The following is a 20,399-nucleotide window of genomic DNA, read 5'->3' on the forward strand; positions in this document are numbered from 1 at the left end:
GATATCCTTTATACGGAACCTCCTGGCAAGTCAATCCCGCAGATGGTGGATTCTGCGTATTGCAAGCTCACCGGCGACCGTGCGTGTTATTGTCGAAAGCGCCGTCCGGAACGGAAGGATCGAGAAATGCCTGCCCTCACCCCACCGGAGATCCAGCACCGGCACAGCGCCCTGCTCGACCTCATCGGTGCCGCACCCGACGCCCAGGCGCTGTTCGCGACGGTCTCCGCCCGACTGCGAAGACTCGTGCCCTTCGACGCCGCGGTGTGGCGGGCCACCGACCCGGACACCGGACTGGTGACCGCACCCATCCGGGTCGAGAACCTCCAGGAGGGCCAATGCGGCACCTACTGGCGCCTGGAACTCTTCGAGGAACGGGTCAACCGCTTCACCGACCTGGCGCGCTCCCCCGTCCCCGCCGCGGCCCTGCGTGAGAGCACCGGGGACGCGCCGGACCACAGTTCCGTGTACCGCCACTTCATGCGACCGCACGGGTACGGCGACGAGCTACGAGTGGTCCTGCGCGCCGGTGGACGCCCGCACGGACACATCAGCCTGCTGCGCGAGAGCGGTCGTCCCGCGTTCACACCCGCGGAGACCCTGCTGGCCGCCGGACTGTCGGTGCCGCTGGCCAAGCGCCTGCGCCGGACCCACACCGCCCCCGCCGGGGGCACGGACACGGACGGGGACACCGGCCCCGGTCTGCTGGTCTTCGACCCCTCGGGCGCCCTGCTCTCCGTCAACGACGAGGCCCGCCACCACCTCGCCACACTGCCCACCGGCCCCTCCACGGACACTTCTTGGGGACTGCGCCTGCCCGAGTGGATCCACAGCACCGCGGCACACGCCCAAGCGGTCGCCGAGCAGCGCGGCACGGGGGGCACACGAATCCGGACACGCACACGTTCGGGCGGCTGGCTGGTGTGCCACGCCTCGTGCCTGCGCTCGCCGGAGGGCCGCCGGGGCGGATCGGCCGTGGTCATCGAGAGGGCGAAGGCCTCCGAGATCGCCCCGCTGCTGTTGGAGGCCTACGAGCTCTCCCACCGGGAACTGGAGATCACCGGGTTCCTCTCCCGCGGCCTGCCCACGGCGGAGATCGCCACACGGCTCTACCTGTCACCCCACACGGTCCGGGACCACATCAAGGCGGTCCTGGCCAAGACCGGCGCCTCCAGCCGCGGCGAACTCGTCGGGAAGCTCTTCGCCGAACACTACGCCCCACTGGCCGAGGAGGGGACCGTGCGCGTCCTCGAAGAGTGACCCTGAGGTCGATATCGGTCGCTAAGGCGTCCGATAGCCGGGATCCCCATGCTGGAGGCCGATCCCGACGACCCCAGTGGAGGGTATGCATGCTGGCGAACGAGCATCCGGTTCTCGACTGCCCACCGGACCGGGTCCCCGAACCCGAGGAGCTGCTCAGAGCGGCATTGCGCTGGCACTTCGACCCCCGTACGGGATCGCCGTTCTGGCTGCGGCGCGCCCGCTCCCTGGACTTCGACCCGGTACGGGACGTGCACACCTTCGACGACCTGCGGTTGTTCCCCAACGTCGTGGACGAACTGCGTGAGACCCGCGTCGAGGACCTGGTCCCGCGGGGCTACGGGGACTCCTCCGGACGAGTACGGGTCTACGAGAGCGGGGGCACGACCGGGGCACCCAAGCGCGTCGTGTTCACGGACGACTGGCTGGAGCGGTCGGTCGCCTGGTCGCTGCGGAACATGAGCGAACGCGGACACCCGGAAGGCCTCAACTGGTTGGCCCTGGCACCGGCCGGACCCCACATGTTCGGCGAGATCATCGCCCGGCAGGCCCGGGCCCGAGGCGGTTTGCTGTTCACCGTGGACTTCGATCCACGGTGGGTCAAGAAATGTGTCGCGCAGGGGCGCACGGAGGAGGCCGCCCGCTATACGGAACACCTGCTCGAACAGGCCGGACACGTCCTCGCCACCCAGGACGTGGGGGTGCTGGTGGCCACCCCGCCGCTCCTGGAACGCATCGCCCGTGACGCCCGCCTGACCGCGCTGGTGAACAAGAACGTCCGGCTGATCCGATGGAGCGGGGCTCACATGGACCCCGACACCCGTGACCTTCTGCGCGACGAGGTCTTCCCCGAGGTGGAACTCTCGGGGGGCTATGGAAGCACGATGATCCTCGGTGGTGTGGACGAGCGCCCCGACACCGAAGGGGTGAGCGTCTTCGACCCCTTCTCCCCGTACATGTCCTTCCGGGTCGTCGACCCGGAGACGGGGGCCGAGGTCCCCTATGGCGAACGCGGCCAGGTGGTGATGAACCACGTCAGCAAGACGATGCTGCTGGTGAACAACCTCGAACGCGACACGGCCCTGCGGGTCCGGTCCCGGGAGGGACAGGTCGGCGACTCACTCGGCGACGTCGAGCCCTTGGCCTCCTTCGGTGGCCGGGCCGCGATCGAAGGGGTGTACTGATGTCCGGCACCCTCTACCTGGACGCCCTGGGCCCCTCCGGCCCCTACCGCCCCACCAGGCGCAGTGCCGTCGAGGACGTGACCGGAACCCGGGTCGCCGAACTCGCGCTGGTATCGGAACTGTTCGCGCACCGCGCCGTGAACGCCCTGCGCGCGGCCGTCCCGCTGCCGTCCGACGAACGGATCGCCGCCCTGGAGCGGGCGGGAAAGGCCTTCGCCTCGGCCCCGGTCGGCGGTGTCCCCACGCGGGAATACGAACGCCTCGTCGCCCGTGTCTCGGGAACCCCCCTACCGGCCGTGCGCGCGACCACTCGATCCATCGCGAACGCCGCGTTGGAGGCTCACCGGGCCGCCCACGCGGCCCGCCCCCAAGGAGCGGTGGACGACTGGCGCTCCCCTTCGGCCCGCGCGGGCGGGGCGCTGTGGTCCCGGCGCGGCGGCGTGCTGGCCGTTCACGCGCCGGGCAACCACCCGGGCGTGCATGCGCAGTGGTTGGAGGCCCTGGCCCTGGGCTACCGGGTCGCGGTGCGACCGTCCCGCCGGGAGCCGTTCACCCCGCGACGGCTCGTCCAGGCCCTGCGCACAGCGGGGTTCCCCCAGGACCACGTGGCTCTGCTCCCGTGCGAACACGGGGTCGCCGACACCTTGATCCGCGACACCGATCTGGCCATGGTCTACGGCGGCGACGACGTCGTGGACCGCCATCGCGCAGACCCCCGCGTGCTGGCCCAAGGGCCTGGTCGCTCCAAGATCCTCATCACCAAGGACCACTCGGCCGCGACCGTGTTGGACACGGTGGTGGACTCGGTCCTCCACCAGGGCGGAACCGCGTGCGTCAACGCCACCTCCGTGTTCGTCGAGGGCGACCCTCGCCCCCTGGCACGGATGATCGCCGATCGACTGCGCGGGCTCCCGGTGCTGCCGCCGGACGCCGAGGACGCGGTCCTGCCGGTCCGGCCGGTGGCCACCGCGCGGGCATTGGCCGGGCATCTGGCGGACAGGGCCGCCGACGCGGTCTCACATGGGGAGGACGTGGTCGCCGACATCGGCGACGGCAGCGCCTGCCTACGACCGGCGGTGCATAGCCTGGACGGTGCCGACGCCCCGCAGCACCGGACCGAACTGCCCTTCCCCTGCGTGTGGGTGGCGCCCTGGTCGTGCTCCGACGGCATGGCCCCGCTCCGCGACACCCTGGCGCTCACCGCCGTGACCGACGACGAACGGCTCATCGACCGACTGATGTCGGAGCCGACCGTCAGGAACGTCTACGTCGGGGCGCATCCGACCCACTGGACGGTGCCGGGCGTCCCGCACGACGGCTACCTGGGCGAGTTCCTGATGCGCAGCAAGGGCCTGCGCCGTGCCTGAGCCGATCGCCGGGACACGGCACGGCACCGGGTGGCGCGCGAACACGAAGGGACGAGAATGATCCACACGACCGGCTGGGGGGCGACCGCCCCCGGTGGCCCCCTGGAACCGATGGACGTACCGCGCCGTGACCCCGGCCCGGGGGACGTCGTCATCGACATCCTGTACTGCGGCGTCTGCCACACGGACATCCACCAGGTCGACGACGACTGGGGCAACTCCCACTACCCGATGGTCCCCGGCCACGAGATCGTGGGCCGGGTGCGCGAGGTCCGGTCCGGGTCCGGTGACCTCGCTCCCGGAGACCTGGTCGGCGTCGGATGCATGGTGGGGTCCTGCGGCGACTGCCCCTCCTGTTCCGAGGGGTTGGAGCAGTACTGCGCCCGGGGTCCCGTACTCACCTACAACTCCAAGGATCCGGCCACGGGCCAGATCACTCTAGGCGGTTATTCGGGGACCATCGTGGTCTCCGAAGGCTTCGTCCTCCCCCTCCCGGAGGGCCTCGACCCCGCCGGGACCGCGCCGCTGTTGTGCGCGGGGATCACCGTGTACTCGCCGCTGCGCCGCCATGGCGCCGGCCCGGGCACCCGCGTCGGGGTCATCGGTATCGGCGGTCTGGGGCACCTCGGCCTCCGGATGGCGTCGGCTCTGGGCGCGGAGACGGTGGCGATCACGAGTTCGCCCGACAAACGCGACGACGCCCTCCGGCTCGGCGCGGACGACGTGCTCGTGTCCACCGACCGGGAGGCGATGGGGCGCTGGTCCGGCGGTTTCGACCTGCTGCTGAGCACCATCGGCACGCCCCACGACCTGAACCCCTACCTGGAACTGTTGCGCCGCGACGGCACGTACTCGCTGATGGGCGCGCTCGGCCCGACCCCACCGGTGGTCGGTGTCCTCCTGGCCGGCCGCAGGGCCGCGCTGACCTCCTCGATGTTCGGCGGGATCGCCGAGACCCGGGAGATGCTCGACTTCTGCGCACGACATGGGATCACGGCCGAGGTGGAGACCGTGCCCGTGGAGCGGATCGGCGAGGCCTTCGCGCGAACGGCGGCCAAGAAGGCCCGGTACCGGTTCGTGCTCGACCTGACCTCCGCCCGAGGGAATGCGGGGGCACCGTGACCGGGAGGATCTTCGACGCGCACGCGCACCTGGCCCCCGTGCCGGGGGCCACCGAGCGGCTGCTGGCCACCATGGACTCCTGTGGGATCGACCGAACCATCGTGGTGGCGGGCGGCGTGGTCGACCCGGACGTGCTGTCCCGCCAGATCGCCCAGGGCGGGCAGAGCCTGAACGACGCCGACAACGAAACCGTCCTGTCCGCCGCGAAGACGGCGCGGGGGCGGCTCATCCCCCTCTTCTTCGCGAACCCGCACGGCGGCCCCGCGCCCTACCGTGAGGCGGCCTCCGGGTTCCGAGGGCTCAAACTCGCGCCGGGCGTACACGGGGTCGCTCTGGACGACCCTCGGACGGAGGCGCTGGTGGAGGTCGCCGCACGGGTCGGACACCACGTCTACCTGCACTGTCTGGGCCGCCCCGGGTTCGGCGTGGCGGACCTGGTCCGGTTGGCCGGGCGGTTCCCCGGGACGGTGTTCGTGCTCGGGCACGCGGGCGTCGGGGACATGGACCTGCACGGGATCGACCAGATCGCGCCCGATCCCGACATCCTCCTGGAGACCTCCGGCGGCTACACCGCGGTGATCCGAGCGGCGTTGGAGCGTCTGGGTCCCGACCGCGTGCTGTTCGGCAGTGAGTACCCGCTCCAGCACCCCGAAGCCGAACTGGTCAAATACCGGCTCCTGGACCTTCCCGAGGACGTGTCGCGCCGGGTGCTCTGGACCAACACCCACCGCCTGATCGACGAGGAGACCAAGTGAGGACCGCACTCGCACGCGACCTACCCGTTCTGGGGGACTGGCGCGGCTTCGACGAACTCCACCGGCTCCAAGAGGAACGGGTCGCGTGGACCCTGGAGCGGGCGCTCGGAACGCCTTTCCACCAAGGGCGACTCCGTGCCCCGTCCTCGATGACCGGGATCGACGCCCTCTCGGACCTACCGGTGACCCGCAAGTCGGACCTGCGCGACGCCTACCCCTTCGGTCTGCTGGCCGTGGAGCGGGAACGGCTGGCCACCTACCACGAGTCCAGCGGAACCTCCGGTGCTCCTACCGCCTCGTACTTCACCGACGGCGATTGGGAGGACGTGGCCGACCGATTCGCCCGCAGCCGGGTGGGCCTGGGCCCGGCCGACACCGTCATGGTGCGCACGCCCTACGCCATGCTCACCACCGGCCACCAGGCGCACCGGGCGGCCAGGGCACGGGGCGCGACCGTGGTGCCCGCCGACAACCGGACCCTCGTGGTGACCGGTGCCCGGGTCGTCCGCCTACTGCGCGACCTCGACGTCACCGTGGCCTGGAGCCTGCCCACCGAGTGCCTGTTGTGGGGCGCGGCGGCCCGATTCGCCGGGATGGACCCGGGACGGGACTTCCCGTCCCTGCGTTCCCTGCTCGTGGCCGGTGAGTCCTTGACCCCGGCCCGCCGCGCGGCCATCAGCCGTCTGTGGGGTGGGATCGCCGTGATCCAGGACTACGGGTCCACCGAGACCGGTTCTCTGGCGGGAGAGTGCCCCCAAGGGCGGTTGCACCTGTGGGCGGACCGGTTCGTCCCCCAGGTGTACGACCCGGCCACGGGGCGCAGCTCGCGCACCGGCACGGGCCACCTGGTCATCACCACGCTCTACCGCGAGGCGATGCCCCTGGTGCGCTACGACCTGGCGGACCGGGTGCGGATCCGCGAGGAGGCGTGCGAGTGCGGTTGGTGGCTGCCGACCGTCGAGGTGCTGGGCCGGGAGACCGAGGTGCGCGGCACCGGGACCACCCAGGTGTCCCAGTCCCGCTTGGAGGCCGCGGTCTTCTCGCTCCCGGAACGCTACGGTGTCCTCTTCTGGCGGGCCCGCACCCTGCCCGACCACCTGGAGGTGGAGGTGGAGGCGGTGCCCGAGCACGCGGAGCAGGCGGCCGCCGAATTGGAGAACGCCCTGCGCGCCACGCTGGGAGTGGAGTGCCGCGTGCGCGGCAGGGCCCAGGGAGAACTCGTGTCGGAGTCCGTCCTGAGCCGCACCGACGGTTTCGTCAAGCCGCGAAGCCTGTTCGGTGCCGACGAGGACTGGGACCGGGCCTTCGACTACCACTGACCGCGCGAGGGTTCTCGAAGGAACCTCCCGTTCCGCGTGGACGCCGGTCGGCGCAGGCTCACCCGGCCGCGTGACGCGGGCTGGCTCGATTCTCAGGGAAGATCGAGGTCTGGAGTGTCCACAGACCGCCGGTGTCGGCCTCGGTGACCTGGCGGCGGAAAACTGCTCTCGGCCACTGGTTGGCGGCGCCCGGACGACGGCGGATACCCGACCGGCCGTGAGTGGATCGACTCCTGAACTGGACCTAGGAGAGAAGTTCCAAGAGCTCGTGTGCTTTTCCCAGGATCTGTAGGGATTTGCGGTATTTGTCCAGTGCGGCTTTGAGGCGTTCGTTCTCTCTGGTCAGGCGTTCGGTTTCCTTGCCAGCGGTCGCTTTGGGGGCGGGGCCGGTGCGTTGGGGGTCAGTGCTTGTAGGGTGCCAGCCTCTCGTTTTGTTCTAGTTAATACTAGTTCATACCTTTTGTCTCACTTGAGTCTGACAGACAGGGCGGCCCCGGTGTTCCACTTGGGCCTGAGGCAGCGGATTCCTCGCGACCACTCGCGTGGGTTCTCGTACGAGGTCATCGGGGTAGACCCGACAGTACGCGCCGCGTGTATCCCCACTCACACCACGATCCGTGGGGCATCGATCACTACTCCTCCCAGCTGTCTCGATTGAGGTCGGTCACATGAAAAAGACGTGGAAGTTCGTGATGAGCCTGCTCGGGATGTCCGTATCGGCTTCCGTGTTGATTTTGCTTATCCCATCGCTCTTCCGCCCAGGTGAACAGGCGAACCTTTGGGTTTTCGGAGGCCTCGCGTGCCTCAGCTTGTGTCTCGCCGTAGGAACGTTGTACTGGCGCCCATCGACGTCAAACCCCTCCTCGGCGGGTTGAAGCCGAAAACCCGATCGTCTTGTATCTTTCGTCCCTATGGCCTGATCCCTGCCACGAGCAAGCTGATGAATAAGCCTCCGGAATACGGGTCCACTCCGGCTGGATCGGTCAGGTCCATCAACAGATCAACGGAGATGGGCCGGTCCAGATCCGCGTCATCGGCCAGGTGGTGTTCCGTGCCGGGTGCCGGCCCTGGCCCGCTCCTGTCTTGTACCGAGGTCGGTGGAGGCAGCGGCGTGTGACGGGTCATGGGTGACCTTCTGGATCGGACGGAACCTCGACGAACCGTATTGCGCCACTCTGACACGCGGTCGCCTCGCCCGATCCGGCCACTCACAATGCCCCAGGGCCCTCAGCGCCTCTCTCCCATGCCTTGGGGCACACGCCCGAGCGAGCGTGTGCCGTCACCAAGTTCGCCACCGAGTGGGCGCCCGGGGCCGGGCGTCACCGGCCCCGGGCGCCCGCACCCCCGACGAAAGTCGGTGCCGCGCATCGACCATGGCGACACGGCGGGCCGCAATCGCGCCGTCGAAGGCACAGGCGGGAACGTCCCGGCGGTGGATGTGGGGGCGGGTGCGGCGCTTCTAGCGTGGACAACGTCCCCGGCGGTCGCGGAATCGATCGCCGTCCCGCAGCAGAGAGGCAACGAACATGATCCCGGAGAACCTACTGGCCAACAGCTCCCCCGAGCTCCTCTTCGGCCTCGGATTCGCGGGGGTGTACCTGACCATCGCACTGGCGGTGGTCGTCCTGGTCGTCGCCGCGGTGTTCAGCGTCCTCTTCTCGCGGATCGGTTTCGGGATGAAGGTCGTCTGGTTGATCTTCGTCATCATCGCACCCGTCATCGGGGCGCTGCTGTGGTTCTTCATCGGCCGCAACCACACACCGGTCCGCTACTGGTGAGGGACCCGAGGGGAGGTCCCTCCGGGTCGTCGGGATGGGCGTACAGCGTCCGTCCGACCACGTTCATACCTCGCCACCGCCTCGTGCGGTGCCCGCATAGGAGAAACGCAGGTCGAAATGGTCGAGGGACGCGGGCAGTTCGTACGGCCGCAGTGGCGGTCCCTCGTCCACACGGTGCAGCGGACCGCCCCGGAGCAGCGCTCGCAGGAAGAGGGAGACGGTCAACGGAACCAGATCCCGCCCCGGGCACCCCGCCGGACCATGGCTGAAGGGCAGGATGCCGGGTTCGTGTTCGGCGCGTCCGTCCGTCCAGATGGTCGGCTCGAAGGCGTCCGCGTAGGACAGGCGGGAGGAATCCCGGTGGAAGTAGGAGCTCATCACCAGGAACGCCGTTCCCGGTTCGATGGTCCGCTCACGCCAGGTGGTCTCCCGCAGACTCTCCCGGATGACCACCAATGTGGTCGGCCACAGCCGGACGGATTCGCGCAGGGTCGCCCGCAACAGCGGCAGATCGACCCCGTCCTCGGTGAGACCCTCCGCGCGGGCGGATTCCGCCGCGGCGCCCGGGGACGTCAGCAGGGCCAGGGCGCGGTAGGTCGCGATGGCCGCCGCGTCGAAGGCGAAGAGCCAGTGGGCGACCTGGTCCTCCGGGCGTTCCTCGGACCCGGGCCGGCCCAGGCCCGCGGCGAGGGCGCCGGGCTCGGCACGGTCGATGTTCTCGCGCACCCGCTCCAGGAACGCGCTCCTGATGCTTCGGTCCACCGGCGCCAGGTACGACCAGTTGGCGCGTGCCCGTAGGCGTCGCAGGAGATCGGTGGTTCGGCGGTCCCGCGCCGCGAACGACCCGAAGACCACCCGGCGCGCGAGCGCGTCGAAGGTCTCGGAGAACCTGGCCCAGTCCAGGACACCGCCCCGAGACCCGGCGCCCCGCAGCGCCGCGACCAGGGCCCGCCCCTCCTCGTCCGCGTGCGCGGCGATGGTGCGGGCCTCGGGGTGGATCGGCCGGCCCAAGGCCAAGGCGTGCTCATTGGCCTCGCGCCTGTGGGGCCGGACGTCCTGGGCGGAGATCAGGGACCCGTGCGGTTCGAAGTGGGAGAGCGCCCCGTATTTCTCCGCGCCCGCGGGAGAGAACGGCTCCGGGGTGTCGCGCAGGAGCACGCGAACGTCCTCGGCCGCCAGGACCAGGGCGATGCGCCTGCCCGTGTACCGCAGGGGCAACGGGTCGTCACCGTGCCGTTCGCGGAGCGCGCGCAGGGTCGAGACGATCCTTCGGTCGCTGCCGGTGGCCGTGGCCAAGGCCTCTCCGACGGGGCGACGCACGATGGCGCCACGCGCGACGGTGGGCAACAGGACCGACGAGAGGACCCCCAGTGTCTCCTTGGCGCTCGTACCGTTCGCCTTGTGGTGCGGCTCGCTCTGCATGTGGGTCTCGGCTCTCCCTGGTTCGCCTTCGCTCGTCGCACACCGTCGCGCGGTCACACCCGGTGGCGCGGTCACACGTGGTCGCGGGGCAGGCTCTCGGTCCACTGCCGGGAGAAGATCCTCTCCCCGGACTCGTAGGCGTCGAGTGTGGCGTGCACGCGGAACTCCTCCTCGGTGCACTCCAAAGCCGTGTAGGTCTCGGTCCGGGCGTGCCAGTCCCCCCGGGAGAAACTCATCGTCCACGCCGTTTTGCCGCACGCCGACGTGAAGTCGTCCCCCACCGCCTCGTAGGTCTCGTGGGCCTTGCGGGTGACGTCGAGGTCGACGTCCTCCAGGTGCAGGACGCCTCCGTCCTTGATGATCCTCAGGGTGATGCGGTTGTCCGCCAGATTACGATGCACCGACCACTCGTGCTCGCCCGGGCTCGTGCGCGTGGTGGTGATCGAGGGCGTGGCCTCCGGCAGCTCGAACACCTCCTCGTGCGGGTCCTCGCCCGGGGCCTGCTGTCGCACCGGAAGGACGAGGGCGCTGTTCTCGGGGTGAACCGACATCAGCGCCGGTCGCGGCGGTGGCCAGGCCAGCGGCCAGTAGGAGGTGGACAGTGACAGGCGTATGCGGTGCCCGGGCGGGAAGGCCTGGGCGACACCGTTCAGGGTGACCTCCACACGGTAGGTCTCCCCCGGCACCAAGGACTCGGGACGCTGATGCCCGTTCCGGTGGGTCAGGTTGAGCAGACCGTAGGTCACCCGAGTGGCGCTGCCGTCGGGGGCCACGTCGCACAGCCGTGCCGCGACCATCGCGACCGGTTCGGTGACCGAGAGTTCGAGCTCGACCCGTGTGGGGCCCAGGATCTCGACCCGTTCCTCCAGGGGTTCGGTGTCGTAGACCAAGGAACCGCCGTCCTCCTCTCGTTGGTCGTAGGGCAGGTCCGGCGGTGCACTGTAGGAGGCCCACTTACCGGCGAACTGCCCCACGGACAGGGGCGAGAGGATGCTCTGCGGCGCGGTGCTCCTGCGTTCCTCGGCGACGCCGATCCGGTTCTCCGACAGCGGCAGGGAGCGGTGTTCGACGCGGTCGGAGGGCCAATGAGGTTCGTAGACCCAACGGCCGGGGCGTTCCTCGTAAGAGGTGGAGGGTGGGACGCTCTCCTGCATCCAGAGCCAGAGTCCGGTCTCCTTCTCGACCCCACTGCCCTCGCCCTTGGTCCAGTGGTCGAGCCAGCGCACCACCTCCTGGAGGTAACCGATGGCCGGTCCGGGGACCCCCATGTGCGGGTACCGGTGGGACCAGGGCCCCACCAGGCCCTTGACCGGGGTGTCGAGGTTCTCCATGAGGCGTAGGACGGCGTTGGAGTAGCCGTCCGCCCAGCCGCTGGAGGCCAGCACCGGGCACTGGACGCGGCTGTAGTCCTCTCCGACGGAGGCGTGCCTCCAGTAGCCGTCCCGGCGCTGGTGGCGGAGCCACTCGACGACCCAGGGGCCGTTGGCCTCCAACCTCTCCAGCCACATACGACGCCACTCCGGGCCGACGACCTCCGGGTCGGGCGGGCAGGTGCCGTAGGCGAAGGTCGTTCCGGCCTCGGCCAGGTTGTCCGAGAGCAGGCAGCCGCCCATGTAGTGGAAGTCGTCGGCGTACCGGTCGTCGGTGAACGAGCTGATGGCGATGGTCCGCAGGCTCTCGGGACGCCTGGCGGCGACCTGGAGCGCGGAGAACCCGCCCCACGACAAACCCATCATCGCGGTGTTGCCGTCGCACCAGGGTCGCTCGGCCAACCAGGCCAGGATCTCCTCGGCGTCCTGCTGTTCGCGCTCCAGGTATTCGTCGGTGAGCACGCCCTCGGAATCCCCCGTGCCCCGCAGGTCGACGCGTACGCATCCGTAGCCGTGTCCCGCGATGTAGGGGTGGTGCATGGAGTCGCGTACCGCCGTCAGGTCCCGCTTGCGGTAGGGGATGTACTCCAGCACCGCCGGTACGGGGTGGTGGTCCGCCGCCAGTGGTCGCCACAGTCGGCCCGACAGACGCACCCCGTCCGACATGGGAATCCAGAAGTGGTTCTCGGTCCGGATCTCATACGGCAGATCCTCGACTAGACGCATACGCACCTCCTCAGTTACCGGTGATGCCCTCGACCCGGTTGCCGCCGCTGCCACCTTCCTCGAACTCGAACCACAGGCCCTTCACACAGCGTTCGTACTTGGCCTGCATCTCGATCTCGCTCGCGGCGCCGATGACGATCTTGGCCAACTCGAAGCTGTAGCTGTCCTGGGCGAGCATCTCGGAGAGACGTTGGCCCACACTCGGGACGATGTGGATGCTCACGCCCGACAGCGACTTCTCCAGGGCCTCCACCTCCTCCGCGTCGGGCACCCGGGTGACGATTCCGTCCCGGAAGCGTCGGTGGTACCACTCCGCGGAGACGGAGAACTCTCCCTTGGACCTGTCGGCCAGCGCGGGGTCCTCGCTCAGCGCCATGCGGAGCATGCGTTCGTGGTTGGGCACGCCGTCCACGAGTTCGAAGAGGGGGGTGTGGCTCTGGGAATGCCGAGGGTTGATCTCCACGATGCCGAGGCTGTCCCCGATCGGGTCGTAGAAGAACTCGACACTGAACGTCGAATTGTCCAGTCCGTGCTGTTCGATGACGCGCACGGAGATGTCCCTGATGCGTTCCTGGACCTTCTCGGGAAGGCTGGAGGGGTACTGGTGGCGCAGGAAGGACGGGTTGCCCGGGAAGTCCACCGAGTCCAGCACCGCGTACACGTTGATGTCGCCGTTGTAGACGTAGCCCTCGGCGGCGGTCTGGAGTCCGTGCAGGGCACCCTCGGCCAGGCAGTGGTGTCGTCCCGCCTCCGCGACCTCCGAAGGCAGATCCACCCGTTCCAGGATGCTCTCGAAGGGGCGACCGATCCTGTCGATGCTTTCGCGGATGCGCGCCGCCGCCGCGTCGAAACCCTGGTCGTCCTCCACCCGGTAGGCCAGTTCGGAGGAGGCGGACTTGATGGGCTTGAGCCACAGCGGGTAGTCCAGGCCGTGTTCGGGGTTCTCCGTGTCCAGGTCGACCAGGGAGAAGGGAGGATGGGCCTCGGTCACCTGCGCCTGCAGGAACCTGCTCCAGTACTTGTGCTCGCACTTGACCACCGATGCCAGGGCCGGTGCGGGCAGTCCGCGCTCGGCGCACAGGATCGGTACGAGCAGGGTGATCGGAAAGTCGCGGTAGCCGATGATGGCGTCCACCGTGCCGTCGAACTCTTCGAGCACGGCCCGGGCCGCGGCGAGGGTCTCATCGATGTCGATCTCGCCTCGTTGCAACTCCTTGATGCCCAGGAGCTGATGGAACCGGCAGTCCCGCCCGGTGGGGGTCCTCGCCAGGAGTTCCCGGTTGCGGTCGTCCAAGCCCATCACGAACACGTTCTTCATGCTCTCGCACCGCCCTTCGCTCATAGATGCTGTGCTGGGGGATGTGAGAGGGATCGTCTCTATTGGCGCGCCTACCCGGGTCCCATCCGTCCCATACGTGCGCATGACCACGGTTTCCTCGGAGAGGGTTCCGGGTATCCGGTCCCTCGCCTCCCTCGGTAACGACCCGCCAGTCCGAGAGGACATCATGACGAGGCTGGGATACTTCCTCGCGACCGAGGAACACGGCCCCGAGGAGTCGGTGCGTCAAGCCAGGGCCGCGGAGGGCCTGCCAGAGGCGGGCGCAGGCCGGTCGCAGCCGGTCGACACCGCCACGGTGCTGAACACCGCCCTCCGCCTCCTGTCGGATCGTCCCCTCGATGCTCTCGGTGGCGTCGTTCTCGGTGGCGTCGTCCTTCCTCGTGCTCCCTCACGTTTCGTCACCTTCGGGCCTGCCCCGGGCCTTCGGCACGAGCCCTGTTGCGCGCCCAGCGGTGCAGCGCCTCCCCGTCGCCCGCGGTGTCGAGGTTGACGGCGGCCTCGATGAGCGCGAGCTGGGTGAAGGCCTGGGGGTAGTTGCCCGTCTGGGTGCCGTCGGCCGTCATCCCCTCCGCCTGAATCCCCAGTTCGCCGGTGCTCCCGCACAGTTCCTCGAACCTGCGTCGGGCCTCGTCGGTGCGCCCGGCGAGCACCAGGGCGGACACCATGTCGAACGAGCAGAGGAGGAAAGCGCCTTCCGGGGTTCCGATCCCGTCATCGGTCCGCTCGGGGTCATAACGGTGGACGAGACCGTTCCCCTCCCCCAGCTCGGCCTCCACCCGTTCCAAGGTGCGCCTCACCCGCGGGTCGGTTCCCTCCAGGAACCCCAGGAGCGGGATCCGCAACAGCGACCCGTCGACGTTGTTCGCTCCGTACGCCTGGACGAAGGACCCGCCGGCGGTGTCATAGCCGTGAACCAGAACGTCCTCGTGGATCTCCTCCGCCGCACGGCGCCACTCGGCCAGCGGAACCCGGTCCTCGCGGCCGGTGATCCGTGCGAGTTGGATACCGCGATCGAGACATCCCCAGGCGTAGACCTTGGAATTGGTCCAATGGCGCGGGGACGATCGCACCTCCCACGGGCCACTGTCGGGCTCACGCCACAGGGCGCGGGCCGCCTCGACCACGGAATCGAGCTGGGCCAGTTGATCCGGGCTCAGGCCGCCGGTGGCCTCCTCGTAGCACAGCGCCGCGTCGAGGATGTGCCCGTACACGTCCAGTTGGTGTTGTGCGTACGCGGCGTTACCGATCCTGACCGGGCGGGCACCGCCGTAGCCGTCCAGGTGGTCGAGGGTCTCCTCCTCGGGCGGCGGTCGCTCGTCGACGGCCTGCACGGGAGGGATCCAGCCGATGGGCCGCCCGCACATCCGCAGGAGGAAACGCAGGTAGCTCCCGGCCTCCTCCTCATGTCCCAGCCGGAGGAAGGCGAGGACCACCAGAGCCGCGTCACGGTGCCACACGTACCGGTAGTCCCAGTTGCGCACCCCTCCCGGGTCCTCGGGCAGGGAGGTGGTGGGGGCGGCGATCAGTCCGCCGCTCTCCTCGTGCAGGAGTCCGCGCAGTACGAGTGCGCTGCGACGCACGTGGGTGGCGCCGATACCGTCGTAGTGGGTCTTGTCGGACCAGTCACGCCAGGCGGCGAGGGTGCTCTTCAACAGCGCGCGCCCCTCCCTCGGGGCGATACGGCGTTCACCGCGCAGGTAGTCCAAGGCGAACACCGCCGTCTCTCCCTCGGACAGCTCCACCCTGGACTCGGGGTCCCCTTCGTCGAGGAGGTCGAGGACGTGGTCCCCCGACAACAAGGGCCCCGACTCCTCCTTCCAGGCTCCGTCCAGGTGGCGCCACGAGGCCGGCGCACGGCCGAAGTCGGGGCGGGCGCGGAGCCGGGAACGCACGGACGTGCTGCCCGACCGGCATTCGATGATCCTGAGCAGGAGCCCCTCCCGCCACAGGCCGGTGCCCTCCTCCGAGGGACGCACCGCGAGCAGGTCGTGGCCGACGAGCGTGAGGTCCTCCCCCTGCCAGTGGGTCTCCAGGACCAGGCTGTCCTCCACGTAGGCACGGCCGACCGGGCGCGCCCCCTGCACCTCCATCGTCCATCCGCCCCCGCGGTCGGGGTCCAGGATCCCCGAGAGGAACGCGGGCCCGTCGAACCGGGGCGCGCACAGCCAGGTGATCGTCCCATCCGGGGCGGTGAGCGCCGAGGTATGGCAGTCGGAGAGGAAACCGTGCTCCCCGATCGGTGTCGTCCGATCCCCCATCGGTGTCTCCTCCATCGTGCCGCTCGGGTCCCTTCCTGCCCGACTGCCCCGGCACGCACATGATGAAACGGCTGCTCAGCGGCCTTCAGTCCGGTACATCACGTCTTGGGGCCCCGACCAGGCGCGGCCCTTCGCCCGATGAAGGATGTGGGCAACCCGAGAGCAAGAGTCGGCCAAGTCCCCCGCGTCGGCGTTTCCCACGCCCATGGTCCAGGGCAGGGTCGCAACCGATGTGTTCTTCGCGGTCCGCCTCCCCCACGTCCATGCGGAGACACGGCGCCGGAGTCCGGACGCCGTTCACCCACGACACCGTCCGTACAGCGAACGGTCTGGAGGCCCATCTTGCATTCCTCCGTGACGACCTTGGTGCCCGTTCCTTCCACGCCTTGCGAGGAACTCTCCCCAGAGGCCTCCGCCGAGGAGTTGCTCTGGGCGCTTCAGGGCCTGGACCGGGACGGCCCCGGGGCCATACGGCTGCGAGAGCGTGTCCTGGCGCACTACAAACCGATGCTGAACCGCATCGCACGTCGTTACCGAGGCAGGGGCGAGAGCGTGGAGGACCTGTGCCAGACGGCCTACCTCGGGCTGTCCAAGGCCATCAACGGCTACCGGCCCGATCGGGGGAAGGCCTTCATCTCCTACCTCCTGCCCACCGTCACCGGGGAGATCAAACGCCACTTCCGTGACCACACCTGGGCGGTCCACACCCCACGAGGAGCCCAGTCGCAACGCCCCCGGTTGCGGCGGGCCAGACAAGACCTGGAACAGAGACTGTCCCGCACGCCCACCAACGACGAGATCGCCCGGGAGATGGAGGTGACGGTCAAGGAGGTCGAAGAGATCCTCCTGGTGTCGGAGGCCTACGACACCCTGTCCCTGAGCGCTCCCGGACCCCGCGGAGAGGAGTCCACCACCACCTGGGATCGGTACCTGGGGGTGGAGGACCACGCTCTGGACCTGGTCGTCCAACGCGAGGCCGCGCGGTCGGCCCTGCGAGGACTCCCCGACCGGGAGAAACTCATCCTGAAACGGAGCTTCTTCGACGAGTGGAAGCAGGAGCGCATCGCCAAGGAGGCGGGCTGCTCCCAGATGCACGTCTCCCGATTGCTCACCGCCTCGCTGGAGCGTCTGCGCAAGGAGTTGGCCGAAGACGACCCGCCCGGGAGCGCGCCCTGGAACCGGAGGGTCGGGCGTGGTTCGTGATCCCGGTCAGCCGGCGTCGACTCGGGTGCTGTTCTCCCGGCCCTCGTCGATCTCCTCCAAGAGTCGCTCGGTGTCGGTGAGCAGGGCGCCATAGATCGGCCACCGCTCGTCGTCCCAGGAGTGGAGCATGCGTTCACGTTGCTCCACGACCTTGTCCAGGGCCTCGTTGACCAGGGCCCTCAGGTCATCGGAGGGAACGTGGTGCTCCGGTTCCTCCGCGTCCCGGACGAGCGCGAAGGTCTTCGAGACTCGTTCCATCACGGTCGCCAGTTCCTGGAGGAAGGCGTCGTCGATCGCGGGAGAGCGGGTACCGGAGTCGAGGGCCGTCCGTAGGGTCCGCACGAGGGACCGCATGTGCTGGGAGGCGCGGCTCAGGGCGTAGATCCAGGTCCGGTAGGTCCTCAGCCGCCCGACCGGTATGGTCGGTCGCCGCACCAGACGTCGGGGGTTCAACCGAAAACGGTCCTCCTGACGGCCGACCGTCTCCAGGGCGTTGCGCACGGTCCCGTCGAGTCTCTCGGAGGCCTGGTCCCAACGGTCCAGATCGAGTCCCTCCTCCCCACCGCTCAGCCCTTGGGCGATGTCACCGCTGAGGGTGGACAACCCGTCCGCGAAGTCCAGCACGGCGTTCCCTGCGTCCCGGAAACGAATGGCGGGAGCCATAAGAATGTTGACGAGCAGGGCACTGACCGAGCCGACACAGACCATGAGCAGTAGCGAACCCAGCTCATCGAGGTTGGTCGCCGACCCGCTCGCCAGGGCGAACCCCGCGATCACCGCGAGCTGGCCGCTCTGGCCACCGAAGTACTTCACCTGTCCCATCAGCAACGCCACCACGATGGCCAGGGTGAACGACCACAGGTGCGTTCCCACAGTGAGGCCGATGACCCCGGCCAGCAACGCTCCGAGGAACACGGCCACCACGTAACGGCCGGAGCTCAACACCGACCCGTACACGGTGGGCCGGACCACCAGCAACGCCGCGAAGACCGCGAATCCCAGCTGGGTTTCCTCCCCCATCAGGACGCCCGCCCCGAAGGCGATGACGGAGGCCAACGCGGACTTGACGACGAAGACCAGGGTCTCCCGTTCGAAGCCGCGCCTACGGTAGGCGCGGCGCAGTGTTCTCGTCAGGCCCTCTTTGAACATCGTCCCCTCCGCAACGGCGTGCTCCGTACTACGCGGGAGAAAGCCGGACCCACAGTCTGCCGTCCACGATCGACGTCTCGAAGGGTTCCACGGGGGCGGTCGCGGGCCCATGGACGACCGTTCCGTCATCGAGTCGGAACTCGCTCCCGTGCCAGGGGCAGCGCAAGCACCCGTCCGCCAGTTCTCCCTCGGCCAAGGGGGCTCCCATGTGCGGGCAGGTGCCCATCAGCACGGACACCGCGTCTTTTGTGCGGGCCACCACGACCGGGACGCCGTCGACGTCGGCGCCGGCCGGGTTCCCTTCCGGGTATGCCTCCAGCTCTCCCAGGTCGTGCCACCCCTCGGGCACCAGGTCGACGAAGTGGTCGGCGCTGTTGGCTCCGCCCGCGCGGTGGTAGGCGATGTGTCCGCCCAGTGTGCCGCCGAGACCGATGGCGCCGAGTCCGGCCAGGGCCAGCCCCTTGCCCCAGCCCCACCTCCCCCGCGCACGTGCCAAGGAGGAGGCGCCGAACAGCAACGTTCCCATCCCGTTGGCGGCCACGTGCACCACTCCCACCCGCTGGTGGCGCTCGTGCTGCTGGGCCCAGTCGGCCAATCCGCTGAGCACGGCGGGCGAGACGGTCAACAGACCGATGTCGACCAGTGCGCGGGCCTCGCGACGGTGGTCTCCCGGCAACAGGTCGAGCAGGACGGCGGCCGTCCACGTGCCCATGGGCAGGTGGATCATGATCGGGTGGAGCGGGTGCCCCAGTTGAACGCCGTGCAGGACGTCGCGCGCGGTTCCCGAGGGCAACCGTTCGGCGAGACCCTTCAGGCGGGCGACCAGCGGGTCGAGACGGTCCTCGTGTTCGATCTCGCGGATGCGTTTACCGAGTCTCATGATCGCCCGGCTACCCGGACGGCCCGCCGTCAGTCCCTCTCCGGGCGACATTCCGGGAGCCTTGACCGGTTTTTTCCCGGCTCTCTCGGGCCGCGCACCGGGGGTGTGCGGTGCTCAGTCGGGGGTCTGGGTCTGTCCCTGGTAGACCAGGCTGCGATGGTCCACGACCGCGTATCGGGCACCCTCACCACCGTTGGTGTGCAGGACCAGAACCTCCGTGTCCGGGTCCACGGTGTTCACGGGCACCCGGGCTCCGTCCCAGGGGCCACCGATCACCTCGAACGGGACCTGCCCCCGTCCCCCCCAGGCAGAGCAGTGCGACGACCAGCACCGGGACGACGCTCGCGAGGAGGAACGCCGTGTCCCCGGTCCAGGTCCAGACCATCTTCAGCGCGGCCGTGCACAGCAGAAGGACGCAGACCGCGACGGCGCGGCCCTTCCGGGAGAGTCGTCGCCTCGCATGGGCGCTCATGTCCATGACGTTCTCTTCTCGTGGCGCACCGCGCGTCGTCCCGATCGCCTCTGTCGAGTCATCGACGTTCGGGATCGGTCCCGGAAGGCACCGCCGCGTACGGGTGGTGGAGATCGAAGGCCGGACGCTCGGACCGGATCCGCGGCAGCGCCGTGAAGTTGTGCCGCGGTGGCGGGCAGGACGTGGCCCACTCCAGGGAGCAGCCGTACCCCCACGGGTCGTCCACACCGACCATCGGCGCCTTCCTCGCGGTGATGAAGATGTTCCAGAAGAAGATGAGTGTGGAGGCCGCGAGCACGAACGAGGAGATCGAGGAGATCTGGTTCAGCTGAGTGAAGCCGTCGTCGGGCAGGTAGTCGGCGTAACGACGCGGGAAGCCCGCCACACCCAGCCAGTGCTGCACCAGGAAGGTGCCGTGGAAGCCCAGGAACAGCAACCAGAACTGGAACTTGCCCAATGTCTCGTTGAGCATCTTGCCGGTGAACTTGGGCCACCAGAAGTAGAAACCCGCGAACATCGCGAACACCACGGTGCCGAACACCACGTAGTGGAAGTGCGCCACCACGAAATAGGAGTCGGTGACGTGGAAGTCCAGCGGCGGCGACGCCAGGATGACGCCGGTGATGCCACCGAAGAGGAAGGTCGCCAGGAAACCGATCGTGAACAACATCGGCGTCTCGAAGGAGAGCTGCCCCCGCCACATCGTGCCGACCCAGTTGAAGAACTTCACACCGGTCGGAACCGCGATGAGGAAGGACATGAACGAGAAGAACGGCAACAACACCGCTCCGGTCG

The 20,399-nt window shown here is 69.0% G+C and carries 16 protein-coding genes and 1 pseudogene; 8 read left to right on the plus strand and 9 right to left on the minus strand.

Annotation, left to right across the window (positions count from 1 at the left end; genetic code table 11):
• Positions 1-126 precede the first annotated feature (126 nt).
• From BQ8420_RS19745 to BQ8420_RS19770, 6 genes are all read left to right on the plus strand, one after another.
• On the plus strand, positions 127-1,260 hold the full coding sequence (locus BQ8420_RS19745) for a response regulator transcription factor (protein ID WP_087100611.1): 1,134 nt from the start codon (positions 127-129) through the stop codon (positions 1,258-1,260).
• 89 nt (positions 1,261-1,349) lie between these two features.
• On the plus strand, positions 1,350-2,444 hold the full coding sequence (locus BQ8420_RS19750; RefSeq protein WP_087100612.1) for an AMP-binding protein: 1,095 nt from the start codon (positions 1,350-1,352) through the stop codon (positions 2,442-2,444).
• Positions 2,444-3,811, plus strand: a complete 1,368-nt coding sequence (locus BQ8420_RS19755; RefSeq protein ID WP_087100613.1) for an aldehyde dehydrogenase family protein — start codon at positions 2,444-2,446, stop codon at positions 3,809-3,811. Before BQ8420_RS19750 ends, BQ8420_RS19755 begins: the two co-directional genes overlap by 1 nt.
• Before the next feature lie 57 nt (positions 3,812-3,868).
• Positions 3,869-4,933 carry an NAD(P)-dependent alcohol dehydrogenase gene (locus BQ8420_RS19760; protein ID WP_087100614.1) on the plus strand — a complete coding sequence of 355 codons (1,065 nt, stop codon included), beginning with the start codon at positions 3,869-3,871 and terminating at the stop codon, positions 4,931-4,933.
• Positions 4,930-5,688, plus strand: coding sequence for an amidohydrolase family protein (locus BQ8420_RS19765; RefSeq protein ID WP_087100615.1), 759 nt, complete (start codon positions 4,930-4,932; stop codon positions 5,686-5,688). Before BQ8420_RS19760 ends, BQ8420_RS19765 begins: the two co-directional genes overlap by 4 nt.
• Positions 5,685-7,007: a phenylacetate--CoA ligase family protein gene (locus BQ8420_RS19770; RefSeq protein WP_200816005.1), complete on the plus strand. Its 1,323-nt coding sequence runs from the start codon at positions 5,685-5,687 to the stop codon at positions 7,005-7,007. Before BQ8420_RS19765 ends, BQ8420_RS19770 begins: the two co-directional genes overlap by 4 nt.
• A gap of 61 nt (positions 7,008-7,068) precedes the next feature.
• Here BQ8420_RS19770 and BQ8420_RS32855 read toward each other — a convergent pair.
• A pseudogene (locus BQ8420_RS32855) lies at positions 7,069-7,176 on the minus strand (ArsR family transcriptional regulator); the annotation flags it as partial.
• Between the two features lie 1,357 nt (positions 7,177-8,533).
• Between BQ8420_RS32855 and BQ8420_RS19780 the strand changes: the two are divergent.
• Positions 8,534-8,785, plus strand: a complete 252-nt coding sequence (locus tag BQ8420_RS19780) for a PLDc N-terminal domain-containing protein (protein ID WP_087100617.1) — start codon at positions 8,534-8,536, stop codon at positions 8,783-8,785.
• A 63-nt stretch (positions 8,786-8,848) separates the two neighbouring features.
• Here the strand turns inward: BQ8420_RS19780 and BQ8420_RS19785 are convergent, their stop codons facing one another.
• From BQ8420_RS19785 to BQ8420_RS19805, 4 genes are all read right to left on the minus strand, one after another.
• Positions 8,849-10,207, minus strand: a complete 1,359-nt coding sequence (locus BQ8420_RS19785; RefSeq protein WP_087100618.1) for a cytochrome P450 — start codon at positions 10,205-10,207, stop codon at positions 8,849-8,851.
• Positions 10,208-10,278: 71 nt separating this feature from the next.
• A complete protein-coding gene (locus BQ8420_RS19790) occupies positions 10,279-12,303 on the minus strand; it encodes a CocE/NonD family hydrolase (RefSeq protein ID WP_087100619.1) in 2,025 nt (674 codons plus the stop codon).
• Positions 12,304-12,313: 10 nt separating this feature from the next.
• Entirely contained in the window at positions 12,314-13,621 is a 1,308-nt protein-coding gene (locus BQ8420_RS19795; RefSeq protein WP_087100620.1) for an acetyl-CoA carboxylase biotin carboxylase subunit family protein, read from the minus strand.
• A gap of 419 nt (positions 13,622-14,040) precedes the next feature.
• Positions 14,041-15,900, minus strand: coding sequence for a glycoside hydrolase family 15 protein (locus BQ8420_RS19805; protein ID WP_087100646.1), 1,860 nt, complete (start codon positions 15,898-15,900; stop codon positions 14,041-14,043).
• 354 nt (positions 15,901-16,254) lie between these two features.
• Here BQ8420_RS19805 and BQ8420_RS19810 point away from each other — a divergent pair, with 354 nt between their 5' ends.
• Positions 16,255-17,103, plus strand: coding sequence for a sigma-70 family RNA polymerase sigma factor (locus BQ8420_RS19810; protein ID WP_235006376.1), 849 nt, complete (start codon positions 16,255-16,257; stop codon positions 17,101-17,103).
• A gap of 6 nt (positions 17,104-17,109) precedes the next feature.
• Here BQ8420_RS19810 and BQ8420_RS19815 read toward each other — a convergent pair whose 3' ends face one another.
• The 4 genes from BQ8420_RS19815 to BQ8420_RS19830 form a co-directional block, all read right to left on the minus strand.
• Positions 17,110-18,252 carry an aromatic acid exporter family protein gene (locus tag BQ8420_RS19815; protein ID WP_087100623.1) on the minus strand — a complete coding sequence of 381 codons (1,143 nt, stop codon included), beginning with the start codon at positions 18,250-18,252 and terminating at the stop codon, positions 17,110-17,112.
• Positions 18,253-18,280: 28 nt separating this feature from the next.
• A complete protein-coding gene (locus tag BQ8420_RS19820; protein ID WP_087100624.1) occupies positions 18,281-19,132 on the minus strand; it encodes a Rieske (2Fe-2S) protein in 852 nt (283 codons plus the stop codon).
• Positions 19,133-19,246: 114 nt separating this feature from the next.
• Entirely contained in the window at positions 19,247-19,378 is a 132-nt protein-coding gene (locus tag BQ8420_RS33065) for a hypothetical protein (RefSeq protein WP_255404889.1), read from the minus strand.
• A gap of 284 nt (positions 19,379-19,662) precedes the next feature.
• A partial coding sequence (locus BQ8420_RS19830) for a cbb3-type cytochrome c oxidase subunit I (protein WP_200816006.1) occupies positions 19,663-20,399 on the minus strand: 737 nt, incomplete at its 5' end.

The organism is Nocardiopsis sp. JB363 (assembly GCF_900143625.1).
In the GTDB taxonomy this organism is placed as follows: Bacteria; Actinomycetota; Actinomycetes; order Streptosporangiales; family Streptosporangiaceae; genus Nocardiopsis.